A 16,107-nucleotide genomic window follows, 5' to 3' on the forward strand; every position below is an offset into this window, starting at 1 on the left:
AAAAATGAATGAAAAAGTCTATGTTAGTAATGCAACTAATGAATTAAAAAAAGTAATTGTTTGTTCACCAAAATATTATAAATTCAATGCTATTAATGAAATTACCAAGGCTTGGATGGAAAAAGGTGAAACAGAGCAAAATGATTTAATGGTTAAAGAGTGGCAAACTCTCATTGATGCTTATAAAGATAATGGTGTTGAGGTGGTTGAAATGGAACCACAAAAGGAAATGGAGGTTCAAACCTTTGCGCGTGATTTCGGAGCAATGATTAAAGAAGGAGCTATTATTGGTAAATTCCGTCACCCAGCACGTCAGGTAGAAACACAGGCTTATGAGGCTAAATTAAAGGAGTTAGGGGTTCCAATAGTTGCCCGTTGTAATGCAGGCTGTTTTGAAGGTGGCGATTTTTGGATGATTGATGAACATACCATTGCTTTTGGTTTAGTTGATAGGACTGATAAAGCAGGGGTAGCTAATTTAAGGGAACAATTACAAAAATTTGGTTATACTGTTGTAGGTGTTCCAATTGCTCCAGAACATCTTCATTTAGATATGTGTTTCAATATTGTAGCACCAAAGGTCTGTCTAGCAGCTAAAAGTGTCTTACCATTCTGGTTCATTAGAATGCTGGAAAGACGCGATTTTACCATCATTGATGTGCCAGAAGAACTTATTGAAAAACATGGCTGTAATGTACAGGCACTTGGGAATAATAAGGTGCTAGGTATTAAAAATAATAAAACTGTAAATGAAGCTATGGAAAAAGCTGGTGTAGAAGTCATTAAATTACCTTTAGAACAAATTCTAAAAGCTGGAGGTGGGCCTCATTGTATGACTTATCCAGTAGAACGTAGTGTTTAAGTCTAAAAATCAAGTTAGGTTGTGATACTAATGAAAATAATAATTTCAGATTATCCTGATTCAATGATGCCAAGTCATGACTATGAAAAGGAAATACTCAGAAAAGGTCTAGGTGAAGAAACAGAAATCCTTGTATATGAGTATGATGACACTAAACGGCAAGAATTTTTTGAGGTAATTAAGGATGCAGATGCTATATTAACAGCCTTTACCCGCATTGATAGTGATGCCATGGATCATGCTCCTCACCTAAAAGTCATTTCAATGAATGCTACAGGTTATGATAATGTTGACTTAGAAGCAGCTAATCAGCGTCATATTGGGGTTTGTCCAGTTGGGGAGTATTGCACAAAAGATGTAGCCGAATTTACCATTACCATGATGATGGCTCTAGTTAAAAATATTAAATACTATAGCCATGATATTGATTTTAATAAGAACTGGCGTTATAATTATCCAGTTCCCAACTGTAGGCTATCTGATATGACCTTGGGGATTTGTGGTCTGGGTAAGATTGGTAAAACAGTTGCTAGGAAAGCTCTGGGGTTAGGAATGACAGTTATTGCCTGCGATCCTTTTATTACAAAACCAGATAATTTAGAGCTTGAACTAGTAACAAAAGAAGAACTTTTTGCAAGAGCTGATATTATTACCAATAATATGAATCTTAATGAAACCAATTATTCTTTCTTTGATGCCAAGGCCTTTAATCAAATGGTAAAAAAACCCTATTTCATTAATATGGGACGAGGACCTTGTGTTGTTGAAGCTGATTTAATTGCTGCGCTTGATAAGAAGCTGTTAAAAGGAGCTGCTCTAGATGTCTTAAAAGATGAAACGCCAGATTTGGAGAATCATCCTCTAGTGGGACGCGAAAATGTTTTTATTACTCCTCATGCAGCTTTTTATTCTAAATCTTCCTTAAAAGATCTCCAAAGAATTTCAACAGAAAATATTGTTCACTATTTAACTGGAAAAAAAGAAAAGGTATTCAAGTTGGTTAGTGATTATTAAATCTCCCTTTTAAAAGACTAAAAAGATATTGTAAGGCTGTCAAAATGGGCAGCCTCCTTTTTTATGAGTAAGTTTATAAACCTTGCTAAAAGTCTGGCTCTTTAGGTGGAAATAATAAAAGTTTTGACGAATAGGTAAAATTAGCGTAAAATAGATAGGAATGATAAAATAAGGAGAATTGCCTTGAAATTAGACATATTTGCGGGACAAGAAAAAAGCGAACTTTCCATGATTGAAGTTGCTCGTGCTATTTTGGAAGAGCGAGGACGCGATAATGAAATGTATTTTAGCGACTTAGTTAATGATATTCAGTCATTTTTAGGAAAAACTGATGCGGAAATCCGTCATGCTTTGCCATTTTTTTATACTGATTTAAATACTGACGGAAGTTTTATTCCCTTAGGTGATAATAAATGGGGTCTTCGCTCATGGTATGCTATTGATGAGATCGATGAAGAAATTATCACACTTGAAGAGGAAGAAGATGGTTCACCAAAACGTAAGAGAAAACGTGTTAATGCCTTTATGGATGGTGATGAAGATGCTATTGACTATAATGATGATGATCCAGAAGATGTTAGTTTTGAAGAAGAAACTACTGAAGTAGAATATGATGAAGAAGATCCAGATGATGAAAAATCTGAAGTTGAATCTTATGATTCAGAATTAAATGAAATCATTCCTGAAGATGATATTGAAGAAGTAGAAATCAACGAAGAAGATGAAGACGATGAGGAAGATGAAGAATAAATTTTCGCTTACTTTTTAGATAAAGATTTTTAAAAAATCTCACAATCTATTTGACAAAAATCATGATATAGTTTATATTATTACTCGGGCACCTCTTTATGAGGTCAATCAGGGCTCCCTATTAAGTAGGGAGCTATTTTTATTTTTTCAAGCAATAGTAACTGTGTGCTTTGCTAAAAGTGGTTGGGAAGTAAAGCTTCTTATCGCATACAAGCTGTAATCCCATTTTATAAAATAGCAGACAATAGGTTCTGAGAAAAAGGAGTTTTTTAATGACAAAATATATTTTTGTAACTGGAGGAGTTGTTTCTTCAATTGGTAAAGGTATTGTAGCAGCAAGTCTTGGTCGTCTGCTAAAAAATCGTGGTCTTAAAGTTACTATTCAAAAATTTGACCCTTATATTAATATCGATCCAGGGACTATGAGCCCTTACCAACACGGAGAAGTCTATGTTACGGATGATGGAGCAGAAACGGACTTAGACCTAGGTCATTATGAACGTTTTATTGATATTAATCTTAATAAATATTCAAATGTTACAACAGGTAAAATTTATAGTGAAGTCCTTCGTAAAGAGCGTAAAGGGGAATATCTAGGAGCTACAGTTCAGGTTATTCCACATATTACAGATGCCTTGAAAGAAAAAATCAAACGTGCTGCTACCACAACTGATTCTGATGTTATCATTACAGAAGTTGGTGGTACAGTTGGTGATATTGAAAGCTTGCCATTTTTAGAAGCTCTTCGCCAAATGAAGGCTGATGTCGGATCTGATAATGTTATGTATATTCACACAACCTTGTTACCTTACCTTAAAGCAGCTGGGGAAATGAAAACAAAGCCTACCCAACATTCTGTTAAAGAGCTACGTGGTTTAGGAATTCAACCTAATATGTTGGTGATTCGTACAGAAGAAGATGTTGAACAGGGCATTAAGAATAAATTAGCACAATTTTGTGATGTCCAACCAGAAGCTGTTATTGAGTCTCGTGATGTTGAACATCTCTATCAAATCCCACTTAACTTACAAGCCCAAGGAATGGACCAAATTGTTTGTGACCACCTTAAATTAGATGTTCCTAAAGCTGATATGACAGAATGGTCTCAGATGGTTGACAAGGTGATGAACCTTCAAAAAACAACAAAAATTGCCTTGGTTGGTAAGTATGTTGAATTGCCAGATGCTTATTTGTCAGTTGTAGAAGCTTTGAAACACTCAGGTTATGTAAATGATACAGCCATTGACCTTAAGTGGGTGAATGCTAATGATGTGACAGAAGAAAATGTTGCACAATTACTAGCTGATAGTGATGGGATTATTGTTCCTGGTGGCTTTGGTCAACGTGGTACAGAAGGTAAAATTCAAGCCATTCGTTATGCGCGTGAGCAAGATATTCCTATGTTGGGGATTTGCCTAGGTATGCAGTTAACCTGTGTTGAATTTGCTCGCCATGTCCTAAATCTTGAAGGGGCAAACTCAGCTGAACTTGATTCTGAAACCAAGTATCCTATTATCGATATTATGCGTGATCAAATTGACATTGAAGATATGGGAGGAACACTACGTTTAGGACTTTACCCATGTAAACTTAAGGTAGGGTCAAGAGCTGCTGCTGCTTATAATAATCAAGAAGTCGTACAACGTCGCCATAGACATCGTTATGAATTTAATACGGCTTTCCGTCAGCAGTTTGAGCAGGCTGGATTTGTCTTTTCAGGAGTTTCACCAGATAATCGTCTAATGGAAATTGTTGAATTACCAGATAAAAAATTCTTTGTAGCTGCACAATACCATCCAGAATTACAAAGCAGACCAAACCATGCAGAAGAGTTGTACACAGCTTTTGTCACTGCAGCAGTTAAGAATGTCTAAAAACAAGTTCTGCTAAGGGCAATTAGTGCTCTTAGCAGCTCTCTTTTAATGCCATATGCTCTTATATAAGAGGTTTTGATATGTTTTCTTTATTTTTGCCGCTTCTTGAAAGAGTGGGCTTGATTATCTTATTGGCTAATCTTCTAATGATTAGCCCTTTTTATAAAAAGATGATGTACCACCGTAAGTCCTTACGCGTGCGATGGGTGCTGATTCTAACCTTTAGTATTTTTGCTATTATTAGTAATTTTACTGGTATTTTGGTATCTCCCTCATCACATCTTGACCATGGTGGTTTGGTTAATCTTTCTGGGCATACTTCAATTGCCAATACACGAACACTTACGATTGGGATGTCAGGTTTAATTGGTGGGCCTTTTGTCGGCTTCTTTGTAGCCTTGATTTCAGGATCAGTACGCTGGCTGCAAGGGGGAATAGCACCACATACCTATTTTATTTCGTCTGTTTTAATTGGCCTTTTGTCTGGCTTTCTAGGGAAAATTAGTCTAGAAAAAAATCGTTATCCTGCTGTTTGGCAAGGAAGTCTTTGTGGTGCCTTGATGGAGGTCATCCAGATGCTTTGTATCTTTATCTTCCATCCAAATAAGGGGCAGGCCCTTGATTTGATTTTTACGATTGCTATTCCCATGGCCTTTGTCAATGCTTTAGGAACAGGTATCTTTTTATCCATTATTTTAGGTACCCTACGTCAAGAAGAAAGTATGAAGGCTATTCAGACCCATGATGTTTTGGAATTAGCTCATAAAACCTTGCCTTATTTTCGTCAGGGTTTAACCCAGGAATCAGCTGAAAAAGCTGCTAATGAAATAAAGAAATTCATGCGGGTTTCGGCAGTAAGTGTCACTAATAAGCATTCTATATTAGCTCATGTTGGAGCAGCTAGTGATCATCATATTCCCACAAAGGAAATTATTACTGATTTATCTAAGGAAGTTATCAATAGCGGGGACATCCATGTTGCCAATAAAAAAACGGATATTGGTTGTACAAATCCAAATTGTCCTTTAGCTGCCGCGATTGTTGTTCCCTTGTTTGTGAAAAAAGAAGTTGTTGGAACCTTTAAGCTTTATTTTACCAACCCTGATAGTCTGACTCATGTAGAAGTTCAGCTGGCAAAAGGTTTAGGTGATATTTTTTCATCTCAACTTGAATTAGGACAAATTGATTTAGAACGTGGGCTTTTAAAGGATGCTGAAATTAAGTCCTTACAGGCCCAGGTTAACCCGCACTTTTTGTTTAATGCTATTAACACGATTTCATCCCTTATAAGAATTGATAAGGAAAAGGCCCGGGAGCTCTTATTGCAATTAGGTCATTATTTCCGTGCTAACATAAATAGTACTAGACAAAATGTCATTTCTGTTGAAGAAGAACTAAGGCATTTACAGGCTTATTTAACCATTGAACAAGCTCGATTTCCAGATCGATATGACCTTTCTATTACAGTTCCTACAGAGCTTAAAAAAGTAGCTATCCCACCATTTGTTATTCAAATTTTAGTTGAAAATGCTCTTAAACATGCCTTTTTGGGACGTAAAAAAGGCAATCGAGTGACTGTTCAGGTAGAAGCACTGCCTTCTAAGCGGCTACATATTAGTGTTCGAGATAATGGTTTTGGCATTGCCCCATCTCTCAAAGATAAGTTAGGTAAGGAGACGGTACCTTCAAAACGAGGTACAGGATCAGCTCTGGAAAATCTTAATCGTAGATTAATCAGTCTCTATGGAGATAATGCCAAACTAAGTATTGATTCTGATAATAAGGGGACTTCTTTTGAGATTTTTATTCCCCTTCAGCTAATTGAGGAGAAAACGGATGAAAGTAGCAATTATTGATGACGAACCATTAGCAAGGATGGAGCTTCGCTATTTATTACAAGAAACCAATGAAGTAACAGCTATTTATGAAGGTGACTCGATAGAAGATGCCTTTCAAATTATACTTGCAGATCAGCCGGACCTTCTTTTTCTAGATATTCATTTAACAGAAGAAAGCGGGCTAGACTTAGCCAAAAGATTGGCAAGAATTCCTCATTCTCCCTTAATTATTTTTGCCACTGCCTATGATAATTATGCCTTAGATGCTTTTGAGGTAAATGCCATAGACTATGTTTTAAAGCCTTTTGAACAAGAGCGTATTGAAAAATCAATTCAAAAAGCTAAAAGGGTCTTAGATGCTAAATCAAAAGAGAAAAGCTTACAGTCTAAGGAAAAAAATAGTAATCGCCTCACTATTGAGACAAATGAACGGATTTATCTCTTAGACTTTGCAGATATTATTTATTGTGAGGTACAGGGTAAGGAGACTACCGTCTACACTAAGGCAGGTAATTATACTAGTCAGACAAGCTTAGCAGCAATTGAAAAATACTTAAATTCACAGCTTTTTATTAAAGTCCATCGTTCTTATATTATTAACCATAAAGAAATTAAGGAAATTCAACCCTGGTTTAATCAAACCTATCAGGTCACTATGTCAAATGGGGGTAAGGTACCTGTGTCTAGATCTTATATTAAAGAATTTAAAGATGAAGTAGGCTTATAAAATAGTATTTTAAGTTGCATTTTAAGCATCTCATACTTATATGAAAACGTTTTAGACCAAAAAGAGCTTTTTAGGCTCTTTTTTATTTATAATAAAACCATCAAAAGCAATGCAAAAGGAGTTATTGAGATGAAAAAAATGTATTCCACTATATATCAAAGTGTGGTTATTGGGATTATTGTTCTGATATCAAAAGTTATTGAAGCTGTTTTACCTTTTACTATGCCAGCTTCTGTTATTGGCTTGGTTCTCTTATTCTTAGCTCTTTGCCTTCATATTATTAAATTGGAGCAGGTTGAGAAGGTTGGAGATGCTTTGGTTGATAATATTGGTCTCTTCTTTGTACCTGCTGGAATCTCAGTTATTAATTCCCTAGATTTATTAAAGGCACATTTTGTTCTTAATATCTTATTAATATTTGTTTCAACGATTTTATTATTGGTAGGAACAGGTTATATGACACAGGCTCTACTCAGCTTCAATCCTAAAAAGATTACTCTTGCTAAAAAAGAAGCTTCTGAGCAAAAAAAATTAGCAGCAAACAAAGGCATTTCAACACAGCATTCATTTGCTAAATAAAGGAGGAACCTATGGCAACATTATTATCTATTTTAAAAGTGTCACCTATCTTTGGGGTACTCTTATCTATTGGGACTTTCTTTATTGGACAAATTTTATTTAAAAAAACAAGGGGATTCTTCCTCTTTGCTCCCTTATTTATGGCAATGGTACTTGGTATTTTATGTTTAAAATTAACAGGGATTTCCTTTAATGAATACAATAAGGGAGGTCAAGTTATCAGTTTCTTTTTAGAACCTGCAACCATCTGCTTTGCTATTCCCCTTTATAAAAGACGTGATGTTTTGAAAAAATACTGGCTTCAAATAATTGGTGGTATTACACTTGGTAGTGTTCTTGCTGTTTATGGAATTTTCCTTATCTCAACAGTCCTAGGTTTGGGTAAAATTGTTACGGCTTCTATGATGCCTCAAGTAGCAACAACAGCTATTGCTATGCCAACTTCAGTAGCCTTGGGAGGTTCTGCTGAGTTAACCTCTTTGGCTTGTATTTTAAACGCTGTAATTATTTATGCCCTTGCTAAACCTTTAGTTAAGCTATTTAAGATTAAGAATCCTATTGCACGAGGCTTAGCCTTAGGAACTTCAGGTCATTCACTAGGTGTTTCTGCAGCTAAGGATATGGGTGAAGTTGAAGCCTCTATGGCCTCTATTGCATTGGTTATTGTAGGTGTTATTGTAACAGTAGTGGTGCCTATTATGGCTAGTATTCTATTTTAAAAACCTAAAAAAAGAAAGTATAGGGGCTTTCTTTTTTTAGGTTTTTAGGGTAAACTTATCTTATGAAAATAGTTCGAATATCAAAGTACCTTCTTATCTTGTTAGTTGTTTCTTTTATTGCCAGTGTTGGCGCTAGCTTTTATTTTTTCCATGTAGCTCAGGTCAGAGAAGAAAAAAGCTTTATCAAGAATGGCCCACGTTCAAAAGAGGATCCTTTATATGCGTCTGACCAAGCATTTGATCACTTAAAGGTGGAAAAACATCACATTACTAATCGTGGTTATAAACAAGTTGCCTGGTATTTACCAGCAAAGACAAAAACCAATAAAACAGCTATTGTAGTCCACGGCTTTGCCAATTCTAAAGAAAATATGAAATCCTATGCTATGATTTTTTATGATTTAGGATACAATGTCCTCATGCCAGATAATGAAGCCCATGGAGAAAGTCAAGGCAATCTTATTGGCTATGGATGGAATGACCGATTGAACCTTATTGCTTGGAGCAAGTGGTTGGTAAAAAATAATGCCCAATCAGAAATTTCCTTATTTGGTTTATCAATGGGGGCTGCAACGGTTATGATGGCAAGTGGTGAAAAACTACCAGAACAGGTTAAGACAATTATTGAAGATTGTGGTTATAATAGTGTCTGGGATGAATTAAAATATAAAGCTAAAGAGATGTACCATCTTCCAGCCTTTCCTCTCTTATACGAAGTTTCTGCGATTTCAAAGCTAAGAGCTGGTTATAGTTATGGGGAAGCAAGTTCAGTTAAACAACTTGAAAAAAATAAGTTACCAGTCTTATTTATCCATGGGGATAAAGATGATTTTGTGCCTACAGAAATGGTTTATCACAATTATAAGGCTACTGCTGGAGAAAAAGAATTATTCATCGTAAAAGGGGCTAAGCATGCAGAGTCTCTTGCAACAGACCCAGTAACATATAAAGAAAAAATAGCATCATTTTTAGAAAAATATGCTAAGTAGCTATTGACAGAAAAAAAGGAAATTGCTATAATTATTAATGTTGCTGATGAGTTGCGGGGATGGCGGAATTGGCAGACGCGCAGGACTAAGGATCCTGTGACCGCTTTAGGTCGTGAGGGTTCAAGTCCCTCTCTCCGCATAGATTATAAATGGACTTAGGTCCATTTTTTCTTTGCTAGATTCAAAAAGAGGGCTTTGCCCTTTTTTTGTATCTTTTTAGGCTTTTATTAAGCTACTGCTTGGTAAAAATAACACTAAAAACCTAGCTTCTTAAATAATTATGGAGCTAGATTTTTAGTTTAAGAGCTTATCTTTTTTCTATTTTTACGCCACTGGCTAGGTGAAATACCATATTGCCGTTTAAAAGCAGCGGAGAAATTAAATTGGTTGGAATAGCCTGCCTGCTCAGCAATATCATTGAGATGAAGACTACTATTTTTTAACAGATCACAGGCCTTACTCAGACGGTATTGAATTAAAAATTGTTGGGGAGAACTGTTGGTTTGTTCTCTAAAGAGACGGCAGAAGTAGTGCCTATTAAGGTTGCAAGACTTGGCAATTTCTTCTACTGTAATATGAGACTGAAAATTACGTTCAATAAAATTAATGGCCTCGCGAATATAGAAATCTTTTGTTTCACTATGAGAAATCACTTTATGATTAAGAGATTGGCTAATCAAGGCATCCATAAAAAGATAAAGGTGAGCAATGGTTTTAGGACTTGACTGGTTATGACTCTTTAAAACATTCATAGCTTCTATATAGACGGAACTGTCAGTAGCAAATTTTTTCTGGGAAAAAATTAAATTATCACGATCTAGCCCAGCTTCTTTTAAGAAATAGTCACTCTTGAGTCCATCAAATTCAATCCAAATATAAGTCCAGGGCTTATGCTCATTTGCTTCATAGCTACATACTAAGTGGGGCGGAATGAGGAATCCTTGTCCTGCTTCTAGATGATAAGCCTGTTCTTCTTCAGTGTTATAAAAAGTACCTTGCCCAGAAACGATGTAGTGGAAGAGGTAGTGCTCTTTTAAGGAGGGTCCAAAAGAATGAAGGGGTGTGCAGGCTTCCTTACCAAATTGGATAGGATATAAATCAACATAAGATAAATTATTGAATAAATAGAGTTCTTTGTGATTCATAAAATCCTTTCTAAGTTTTGCATATTAATTAAAGCGCTTACTCATATATATTATAGCATTTTTATATGAAAATGTGACTTTTTATATGGGGAGGTGCTAATATAAGCCAAAAATCATATAAATAAAGTCAAATATTGGTATTCAAATGTATGCGCTTACTTGTTAAAATGAATCTGTTTCAATGAGTTAGATAAGCTTATTTTTTCTGACTCTTATATTAAAGAAATAGGGGTAAATCTATGAAAAAAGTTGGCTATTATGTGGGCTTAGTAGCAAGTTCTCTTGCTTTATTAGCTGGTTGTGCTAATACGAGTACAAAAGACAGTAAAGCTTCTGAGAGTAAATCTGGCAAAACAGAGATTTCCTATGCCATTTGGGATTCTGCTCAGGAACCAGGAATTCGAAAAATAGCAGATAAGTTTGAAGAAAAAAATCCCAAAATAAAGGTTAATATCCAAGTTGTTTCTTGGGATGCTTATTGGACAATGCTAGAAGCAGGCGCAACTGGGGGCTCTTTACCAGATACTTTCTGGATGCACTCAAATGAAATTTATCGCTACGGCTCAAATAAAATGCTTTTACCACTAGATGATTATATTAAAAAAAGTAAGGATGTTAAGCTCAGCAATTATCCTAAAGGCCTAAGCAAAATCTATAATGTTAAAGGCAGTCAATATGCAGTGCCAAAAGATTACGATACCATTGGCCTTTGGTACAATAAAAAAATGTTTGATCAAGCAGGAATCTCTTATCCAGATGAGACATGGACCTGGGATACTTTGAAAGAAAATGCTAAAAAATTAACCAAGCCTGATGGCAGTCAATATGGCTTTTTAGCACCTCTTCATAATCAAGAAGGTTATTATAACTTTGTTTATCAAAATGGTGGCACCATTATTACAAAAGATAAAAAATCAGGTTATGATAATCCTAAAACTGTAGAGGCCTTAAAATACTACTTAAGTTTTGTTAAAGAAAAATTATCTCCAGAAGTAACAGAAGATAAAAAACGTGCTGAAGTCATGCAAAATGGTCAAGTAGCTATGGGTTATTTTGGTTCATGGAACCTTAGTGCTTTTGCTTTAAATGATTATATGAAAGAAAATTTTGATGTAGCAGTGCTACCAAAGGCAAATGATGGCAAACAGTCTACCATCTTTAATGGGCTAGGAAATGCAATCTCTGCTAAGACAAAACATAAAGAAGCCTCATGGAAATGGGTTGAATATCTAGGATCAAAAGAAGGTCAAGATATGCAAGCAGAATTAGGTGTAGCTATTTCTGCCTACAAAGGTTCAGATAAGGTTTGGGTAAATTCTAACAAGACCTTTGCGATAAAACATTTTGTTGATATGGTTGACTATGCTCAAATCCGCCCTTATTCCAATGCTACAAGTAAGTGGGAAGATAAGGCCTATGAAGAATTAAAACCTGCTTATCTAGGCAAGGAATCTTTGGAGACAGCTAGTAAAAAAATTACTAAGACAATGAACAAGGCCCTAGAACAAGAAAAATAAGAAATTACTGAAAGTCAGGAGATGGGATTTTAAGGAAAATATTTCCAATCTCATCTCCCTTTTTAGTTAATGAGGTAGAAAAATGACAAATAAGAAAAAGTGGAATGAGTATTTGTGGGGGTGGGCCCTGGTTGCTCCCACAATTATTGGTTTAATGGTTTTAAATATTATTCCTATTTTTCAAACATTAAAGATGAGCTTTTTTAAAAGTGGGGACTTTGGTCAAAATGATATTTTTATAGGATTTGATAATTATAAAAGGCTAATCCAAGACCAACAAGTCTGGCAAGCAACTTGGAATACCTTAAAATATACCCTATTAGTTGTTCCCTTAACCCTTGTTTTGGCCCTTGTTTTAGCAACTCTGCTAAATTCAAGGATTAAAGGAAAACATATCTATCGAACTATTTTTTTCCTCCCTATGGTTGCAGCTCCTGCAGCAGTCACTATGGTTTGGAAGTGGCTTTACAATACAGATTTTGGCTTGATAAATTTTCTTTTACATAAGATAGGTTTGCCAGGGATAAACTGGATTGAAAACCCTGCTATTGCTCTTTATTCAATTGCTGTAATTGGTATCTGGAGTACTGTGGGTTATAGTATGATTCTTATTTTAGCTGGTTTGCAGGAAATACCTAAGGATTTTTATGAATCAGCTACCATTGATGGTGCTAGTGCGACCAAACAGTTTTTCTCTATTACTCTACCTTTAATTTCCCCCACCTTATTTTTTGTGGTGGTAACCAGTATTATTCAGGCTATGCAGGTATTTGATGCTATTTATCTAATGGAGTCTATCACTAGTCCAGCCTATAATAAAACAGTTTCTTTGGTTTACCTTTTTTATAATAATTCTTTTAAATATGCTGATCAAGGTTATGGTTCAACTATTGTGATGTTACTCTTGTTTATTATTTTAATTATTACCCTAATTCAAATGAAGGTCCAAAAGAAATGGGTACACTACAACTAGAAAGGCAATTGAGATGTTAAAAACTAAAAAGAAATTTCCCTATTTATGGGCCCATATATTTTTGATATTTGTAGCTTTAGGAATGATTATTCCCTTTGTTTGGATGCTACTAACTTCTTTTAAAACCATAACAGAGTCAACCCAGTTGAAGCCTTTCCACTTTTTCCCAAGTCAATGGCAAATTTCCAATTATACAGAGGTTATCAGAACAAATAATTTTCCTATTCTTTATTTTAATACCATTATGATGATGTTATGGCGTATTATTAGCTCTGTTTTATTTAGTGCTATGGCAGCTTACGCCTTTGCTCGATTAAAATTTCCAGGTAGAAATGTCTTATTTGGCTTAGTTTTATTCCAGATGATGGTGCCACCACAATTATTTGTTATCCCTCAATATTTAATGGTTAATCAACTCAATATGCGCAATACTATTTTTGCTCTTGTTTTCCCAGGTTTAGTCAGTGCTTTTGGAACCTTTTTGCTTCGTCAATTCTTTATTGGTTTACCAGATGAGCTAGAAGAAGCTGCTAAACTAGACGGATGTAATATTGGGCAAACCTTCTTTAAAATTATGCTTCCTTTAGCTAAACCTGGTTTGATTGCCCTAGGGATTTTTACATCCTTATTTGCTTTTAAAGATCTTTTGTGGCCTTTAATCATTAATTCTGAACCGGATGCAGCAACTCTTTCTAGTGCTCTGTCAAAAATACAGGGAGCTTATGCTGTTAATTATCCACAGCTAATGGCAGCAAGTGTTCTTGCTATTTGGCCAATGCTTGTTATTTATATTATCTTCCAGAAACAGTTTATTCAAGGAATTGCAACTTCTGGTGGGAAGTTATAGGAGAAGGCTATGCCAATAAAATATTGTAAAAAGGAAAAAGAGTTTCATCTTTATAATGATGAACTGAGCTATGTCATCTGTCTTTTACCTAATGGTCATGTTGGGAACCTTTACTATGGCAAAAGACTATCAGAAAAAATGTCCTATAGTTACTTGTTAGAAAAAAGACAGCGTCCCTTAACAGCCTGTGTCTATGAAGATGATGATGAATTTTCACTAGAGCATACGCGTCAGGAATATGCTGCTTATGGAAATGGAGACATGGCTTTGCCTGCTTTTGAAATAAAGAGTGATGACGGCAGTCGCCTCTCTCATTTTGTTTTCTATGATTATGCTATCTTTAAAGGAAAGCCTAAATTGTCTGGTTTACCCCATACCTATGCGGAGTCTGATCAAGAAGCTACTAGTTTGGAACTTTATCTAAGGGATTCTGTTAGTGAAACTGAGCTCTGCTTGACTTATACTATTTATGAAAATAGAGCTGTTATTACAAGAAATGCTAGATTCACTCAAAGGGGTGAAAAGCCAATTTGCTTAAAAAGAGCCCTTAGTCTTTGTCTTGATTTGCCTGATAAGGATTATGACTGGCTACATTTAGATGGTGCTTGGGGGCGTGAGCGTCATATTGAGTGCTCAAAACTACATCAGGGCTGCCAATCTATCTATAGTTTAAAAGGGGCAAGTAGTGCAGAACATAATCCTTTTCTTGCTCTAAAACGCCCTCAGGCAACTGAAGATGAAGGAGAGGTTCTGGGCTTTTCCCTTATCTATAGTGGGAATTTTTTAGCGCAGCTTGATGTTACTCCCTATGATCAGACCAGAATTAGCATGGGTATTCATCCTCTAGGGTTTGAATGGTATTTAAAAAAAGGAGAGAGTTTTCAAACTCCTGAAGTGGTTATGGTTTATAGCCATTTAGGGTTAAATGGTATGAGTCAGGTTTACCATCAACTTTATAGGCAACGCTTGGCTAGAGGAATTTGGCGTGATAAGGAGCGACCTATTCTTCTTAATAACTGGGAAGCTTTAACCTTTGATTTTAATGAAACGACTATTTTTAGTTTAGCAGAAAAAGCTGCTGACCTTGGCATAGAACTGTTTGTAATGGATGATGGCTGGTTTGGGCAAAGAAATCACGATCGGGCTGGACTTGGGGACTGGACAGTTAATTATGATAAGCTACCTCATGGTTTGATAGGTATCAGCCAAAAAGTACATGAGCTTGGCATGCTATTTGGTTTATGGATTGAACCAGAGATGGTAAATAAGGATAGTCAGCTCTATAGGGAGCACCCAGATTGGATTTTTCACCATCCTGCTCATTCTCAAACTCAGGGACGTCATCAATACACCTTAGATTTATCTCGTGAAGATGTTTATCAAAATATTTACCGGCAATTACACACCCTCCTAACCAATCACGACATTGACTATATTAAGTGGGATATGAATCGCTATATGACAGAGGTTTATAGTTCCTATGCTGGTAAAGAAAGGCAGGGAGAATTGTTCCATCGCTATATTCTTAATCTTTACCGTTTATATGAGCAGTTAACAAGTGAATTTCCCCATATTCTTTTTGAATCCTGTTCTAGTGGAGGAGCACGGTTTGATCCGGGAATGCTTTATTATGCTCCCCAAGCTTGGACAAGTGATGATACAGATGCTTATGAACGATTGAAGATTCAGTATGGAACAAGCTTGATTTACCCTCTCATTAGCATGGGTAACCATGTTTCAGAAGTACCTAACCAACAACTTGCTCGTGTAACTCCCTTATCTACTAGAACTCAGGTAGCTTATTTTGGTAGCTTTGGTTATGAACTAGACTTAAGGAAGCTTGATAAGGGAGAATTGGACCTTATTAAAAAAGAAATTGCCTTTTATAAAAACTATCGCAGGGTCTTTCAATTTGGAGCTTTTACACGTCTCATAAGTCCTTTTGAAACCTCTGATACAGCTTGGCAGGTGATTTCAGAAGATGCTTGCCAAGTCTTTGTCGGGCTTTATAGAGGGCTTTTGAAAATCAATGGTCCTTCTTATGAACGGCTCCGCTTAAAAGGTTTAGAAGCAGAAGCATCTTATCGCTTAAATAATCACATTTATTTAGGCAGCGCTTTAATGAATGCTGGCCTCGTCATAAAAGAAGAAGATTATGCAGGAGCTTACAGGGATTTTACATCAGTTTTATACCATCTAGAAAAAATATAAAAAAAGAAATACTTGTCTTTATTATTTGCCTTATTTTACGAATATAAATTATAGGAGAATCA

Annotated in this window: 14 protein-coding genes and 1 tRNA gene; 14 read left to right on the forward strand and 1 reads right to left on the reverse strand. The window is 35.7% G+C overall.

The window, feature by feature from the left end; translation table 11 throughout:
- Positions 1-4: 4 nt before the first annotated feature.
- From A3GU_RS0108265 to A3GU_RS0108310, 10 genes are all read left to right on the forward strand, one after another.
- A complete protein-coding gene (locus A3GU_RS0108265) occupies positions 5-862 on the forward strand; it encodes a dimethylarginine dimethylaminohydrolase family protein (protein ID WP_018367063.1) in 858 nt (285 codons plus the stop codon).
- 30 nt (positions 863-892) lie between these two features.
- Positions 893-1,876, forward strand: coding sequence for an NAD(P)-dependent oxidoreductase (locus tag A3GU_RS0108270; protein WP_018367064.1), 984 nt, complete (start codon positions 893-895; stop codon positions 1,874-1,876).
- Positions 1,877-2,059: 183 nt separating this feature from the next.
- A complete protein-coding gene (rpoE, locus tag A3GU_RS0108275) occupies positions 2,060-2,626 on the forward strand; it encodes a DNA-directed RNA polymerase subunit delta (RefSeq protein ID WP_018367065.1) in 567 nt (188 codons plus the stop codon).
- A gap of 272 nt (positions 2,627-2,898) precedes the next feature.
- A complete protein-coding gene (locus A3GU_RS0108280) occupies positions 2,899-4,500 on the forward strand; it encodes a CTP synthase (protein WP_018367066.1) in 1,602 nt (533 codons plus the stop codon).
- A gap of 80 nt (positions 4,501-4,580) precedes the next feature.
- The gene (locus A3GU_RS0108285) at positions 4,581-6,356 is read left to right on the forward strand and encodes a sensor histidine kinase (RefSeq protein WP_018367067.1); all 1,776 of its coding nucleotides are present in this window, start codon (positions 4,581-4,583) and stop codon (positions 6,354-6,356) included.
- Positions 6,337-7,065: a LytR/AlgR family response regulator transcription factor gene (locus A3GU_RS0108290; protein ID WP_018367068.1), complete on the forward strand. Its 729-nt coding sequence runs from the start codon at positions 6,337-6,339 to the stop codon at positions 7,063-7,065. Before A3GU_RS0108285 ends, A3GU_RS0108290 begins: the two co-directional genes overlap by 20 nt.
- A 129-nt stretch (positions 7,066-7,194) precedes the next feature.
- Positions 7,195-7,644 carry an antiholin-like murein hydrolase modulator LrgA gene (gene lrgA, locus A3GU_RS0108295; RefSeq protein ID WP_018367069.1) on the forward strand — a complete coding sequence of 150 codons (450 nt, stop codon included), beginning with the start codon at positions 7,195-7,197 and terminating at the stop codon, positions 7,642-7,644.
- An 11-nt stretch (positions 7,645-7,655) separates the two neighbouring features.
- On the forward strand, positions 7,656-8,363 hold the full coding sequence (gene lrgB, locus A3GU_RS0108300; RefSeq protein WP_018367070.1) for an antiholin-like protein LrgB: 708 nt from the start codon (positions 7,656-7,658) through the stop codon (positions 8,361-8,363).
- A 62-nt stretch (positions 8,364-8,425) separates the two neighbouring features.
- On the forward strand, positions 8,426-9,352 hold the full coding sequence (locus tag A3GU_RS0108305) for an alpha/beta hydrolase (RefSeq protein WP_018367071.1): 927 nt from the start codon (positions 8,426-8,428) through the stop codon (positions 9,350-9,352).
- A 53-nt stretch (positions 9,353-9,405) separates the two neighbouring features.
- A tRNA-Leu gene (locus tag A3GU_RS0108310) sits at positions 9,406-9,491 on the forward strand.
- A 160-nt stretch (positions 9,492-9,651) separates the two neighbouring features.
- Here the strand turns inward: A3GU_RS0108310 and A3GU_RS0108315 are convergent.
- Entirely contained in the window at positions 9,652-10,497 is an 846-nt protein-coding gene (locus tag A3GU_RS0108315) for an AraC family transcriptional regulator (protein ID WP_018367072.1), read from the reverse strand.
- Between the two features lie 239 nt (positions 10,498-10,736).
- Between A3GU_RS0108315 and A3GU_RS0108320 the strand changes: the two genes are divergently transcribed.
- From A3GU_RS0108320 to A3GU_RS0108335, 4 genes are all read left to right on the forward strand, one after another.
- The gene (locus A3GU_RS0108320) at positions 10,737-12,014 is read left to right on the forward strand and encodes an ABC transporter substrate-binding protein (RefSeq protein WP_018367073.1); all 1,278 of its coding nucleotides are present in this window, start codon (positions 10,737-10,739) and stop codon (positions 12,012-12,014) included.
- Between the two features lie 82 nt (positions 12,015-12,096).
- Positions 12,097-12,987, forward strand: a complete 891-nt coding sequence (locus A3GU_RS0108325) for a carbohydrate ABC transporter permease (RefSeq protein WP_018367074.1) — start codon at positions 12,097-12,099, stop codon at positions 12,985-12,987.
- A 13-nt stretch (positions 12,988-13,000) separates the two neighbouring features.
- The gene (locus A3GU_RS0108330; RefSeq protein ID WP_018367075.1) at positions 13,001-13,834 is read left to right on the forward strand and encodes a carbohydrate ABC transporter permease; all 834 of its coding nucleotides are present in this window, start codon (positions 13,001-13,003) and stop codon (positions 13,832-13,834) included.
- Positions 13,835-13,843: 9 nt separating this feature from the next.
- Positions 13,844-16,045, forward strand: a complete 2,202-nt coding sequence (locus tag A3GU_RS0108335) for an alpha-galactosidase (protein WP_018367076.1) — start codon at positions 13,844-13,846, stop codon at positions 16,043-16,045.
- Positions 16,046-16,107 lie beyond the last annotated feature (62 nt).

This window comes from Streptococcus didelphis DSM 15616 (genome assembly GCF_000380005.1).
GTDB classification, from domain to species: domain Bacteria; phylum Bacillota; class Bacilli; order Lactobacillales; family Streptococcaceae; genus Streptococcus; species Streptococcus didelphis.

What these genes read in the sequence shown, in the direction of transcription:
- A3GU_RS0108320 (WP_018367073.1), top strand. Translation starts at nt 10,737, where the DNA reads ATGAAAAAAGTTGGCTATTATGTGGGCTTAGTAGCAAGTTCTCTTGCT.
- A3GU_RS0108265 (WP_018367063.1), top strand. Translation starts at nt 5, where the DNA reads ATGAATGAAAAAGTCTATGTTAGTAATGCAACTAATGAATTAAAAAAA.
- A3GU_RS0108305 (WP_018367071.1), top strand. Translation starts at nt 8,426, where the DNA reads ATGAAAATAGTTCGAATATCAAAGTACCTTCTTATCTTGTTAGTTGTT.
- A3GU_RS0108330 (WP_018367075.1), top strand. Translation starts at nt 13,001, where the DNA reads ATGTTAAAAACTAAAAAGAAATTTCCCTATTTATGGGCCCATATATTT.
- A3GU_RS0108285 (WP_018367067.1), top strand. Translation starts at nt 4,581, where the DNA reads ATGTTTTCTTTATTTTTGCCGCTTCTTGAAAGAGTGGGCTTGATTATC.
- A3GU_RS0108325 (WP_018367074.1), top strand. Translation starts at nt 12,097, where the DNA reads ATGACAAATAAGAAAAAGTGGAATGAGTATTTGTGGGGGTGGGCCCTG.
- A3GU_RS0108280 (WP_018367066.1), top strand. Translation starts at nt 2,899, where the DNA reads ATGACAAAATATATTTTTGTAACTGGAGGAGTTGTTTCTTCAATTGGT.
- A3GU_RS0108270 (WP_018367064.1), top strand. Translation starts at nt 893, where the DNA reads ATGAAAATAATAATTTCAGATTATCCTGATTCAATGATGCCAAGTCAT.
- A3GU_RS0108315 (WP_018367072.1), bottom strand. Translation starts at nt 10,497, where the DNA reads ATGAATCACAAAGAACTCTATTTATTCAATAATTTATCTTATGTTGAT.
- lrgA (WP_018367069.1), top strand. Translation starts at nt 7,195, where the DNA reads ATGAAAAAAATGTATTCCACTATATATCAAAGTGTGGTTATTGGGATT.
- lrgB (WP_018367070.1), top strand. Translation starts at nt 7,656, where the DNA reads ATGGCAACATTATTATCTATTTTAAAAGTGTCACCTATCTTTGGGGTA.
- A3GU_RS0108290 (WP_018367068.1), top strand. Translation starts at nt 6,337, where the DNA reads ATGAAAGTAGCAATTATTGATGACGAACCATTAGCAAGGATGGAGCTT.
- A3GU_RS0108335 (WP_018367076.1), top strand. Translation starts at nt 13,844, where the DNA reads ATGCCAATAAAATATTGTAAAAAGGAAAAAGAGTTTCATCTTTATAAT.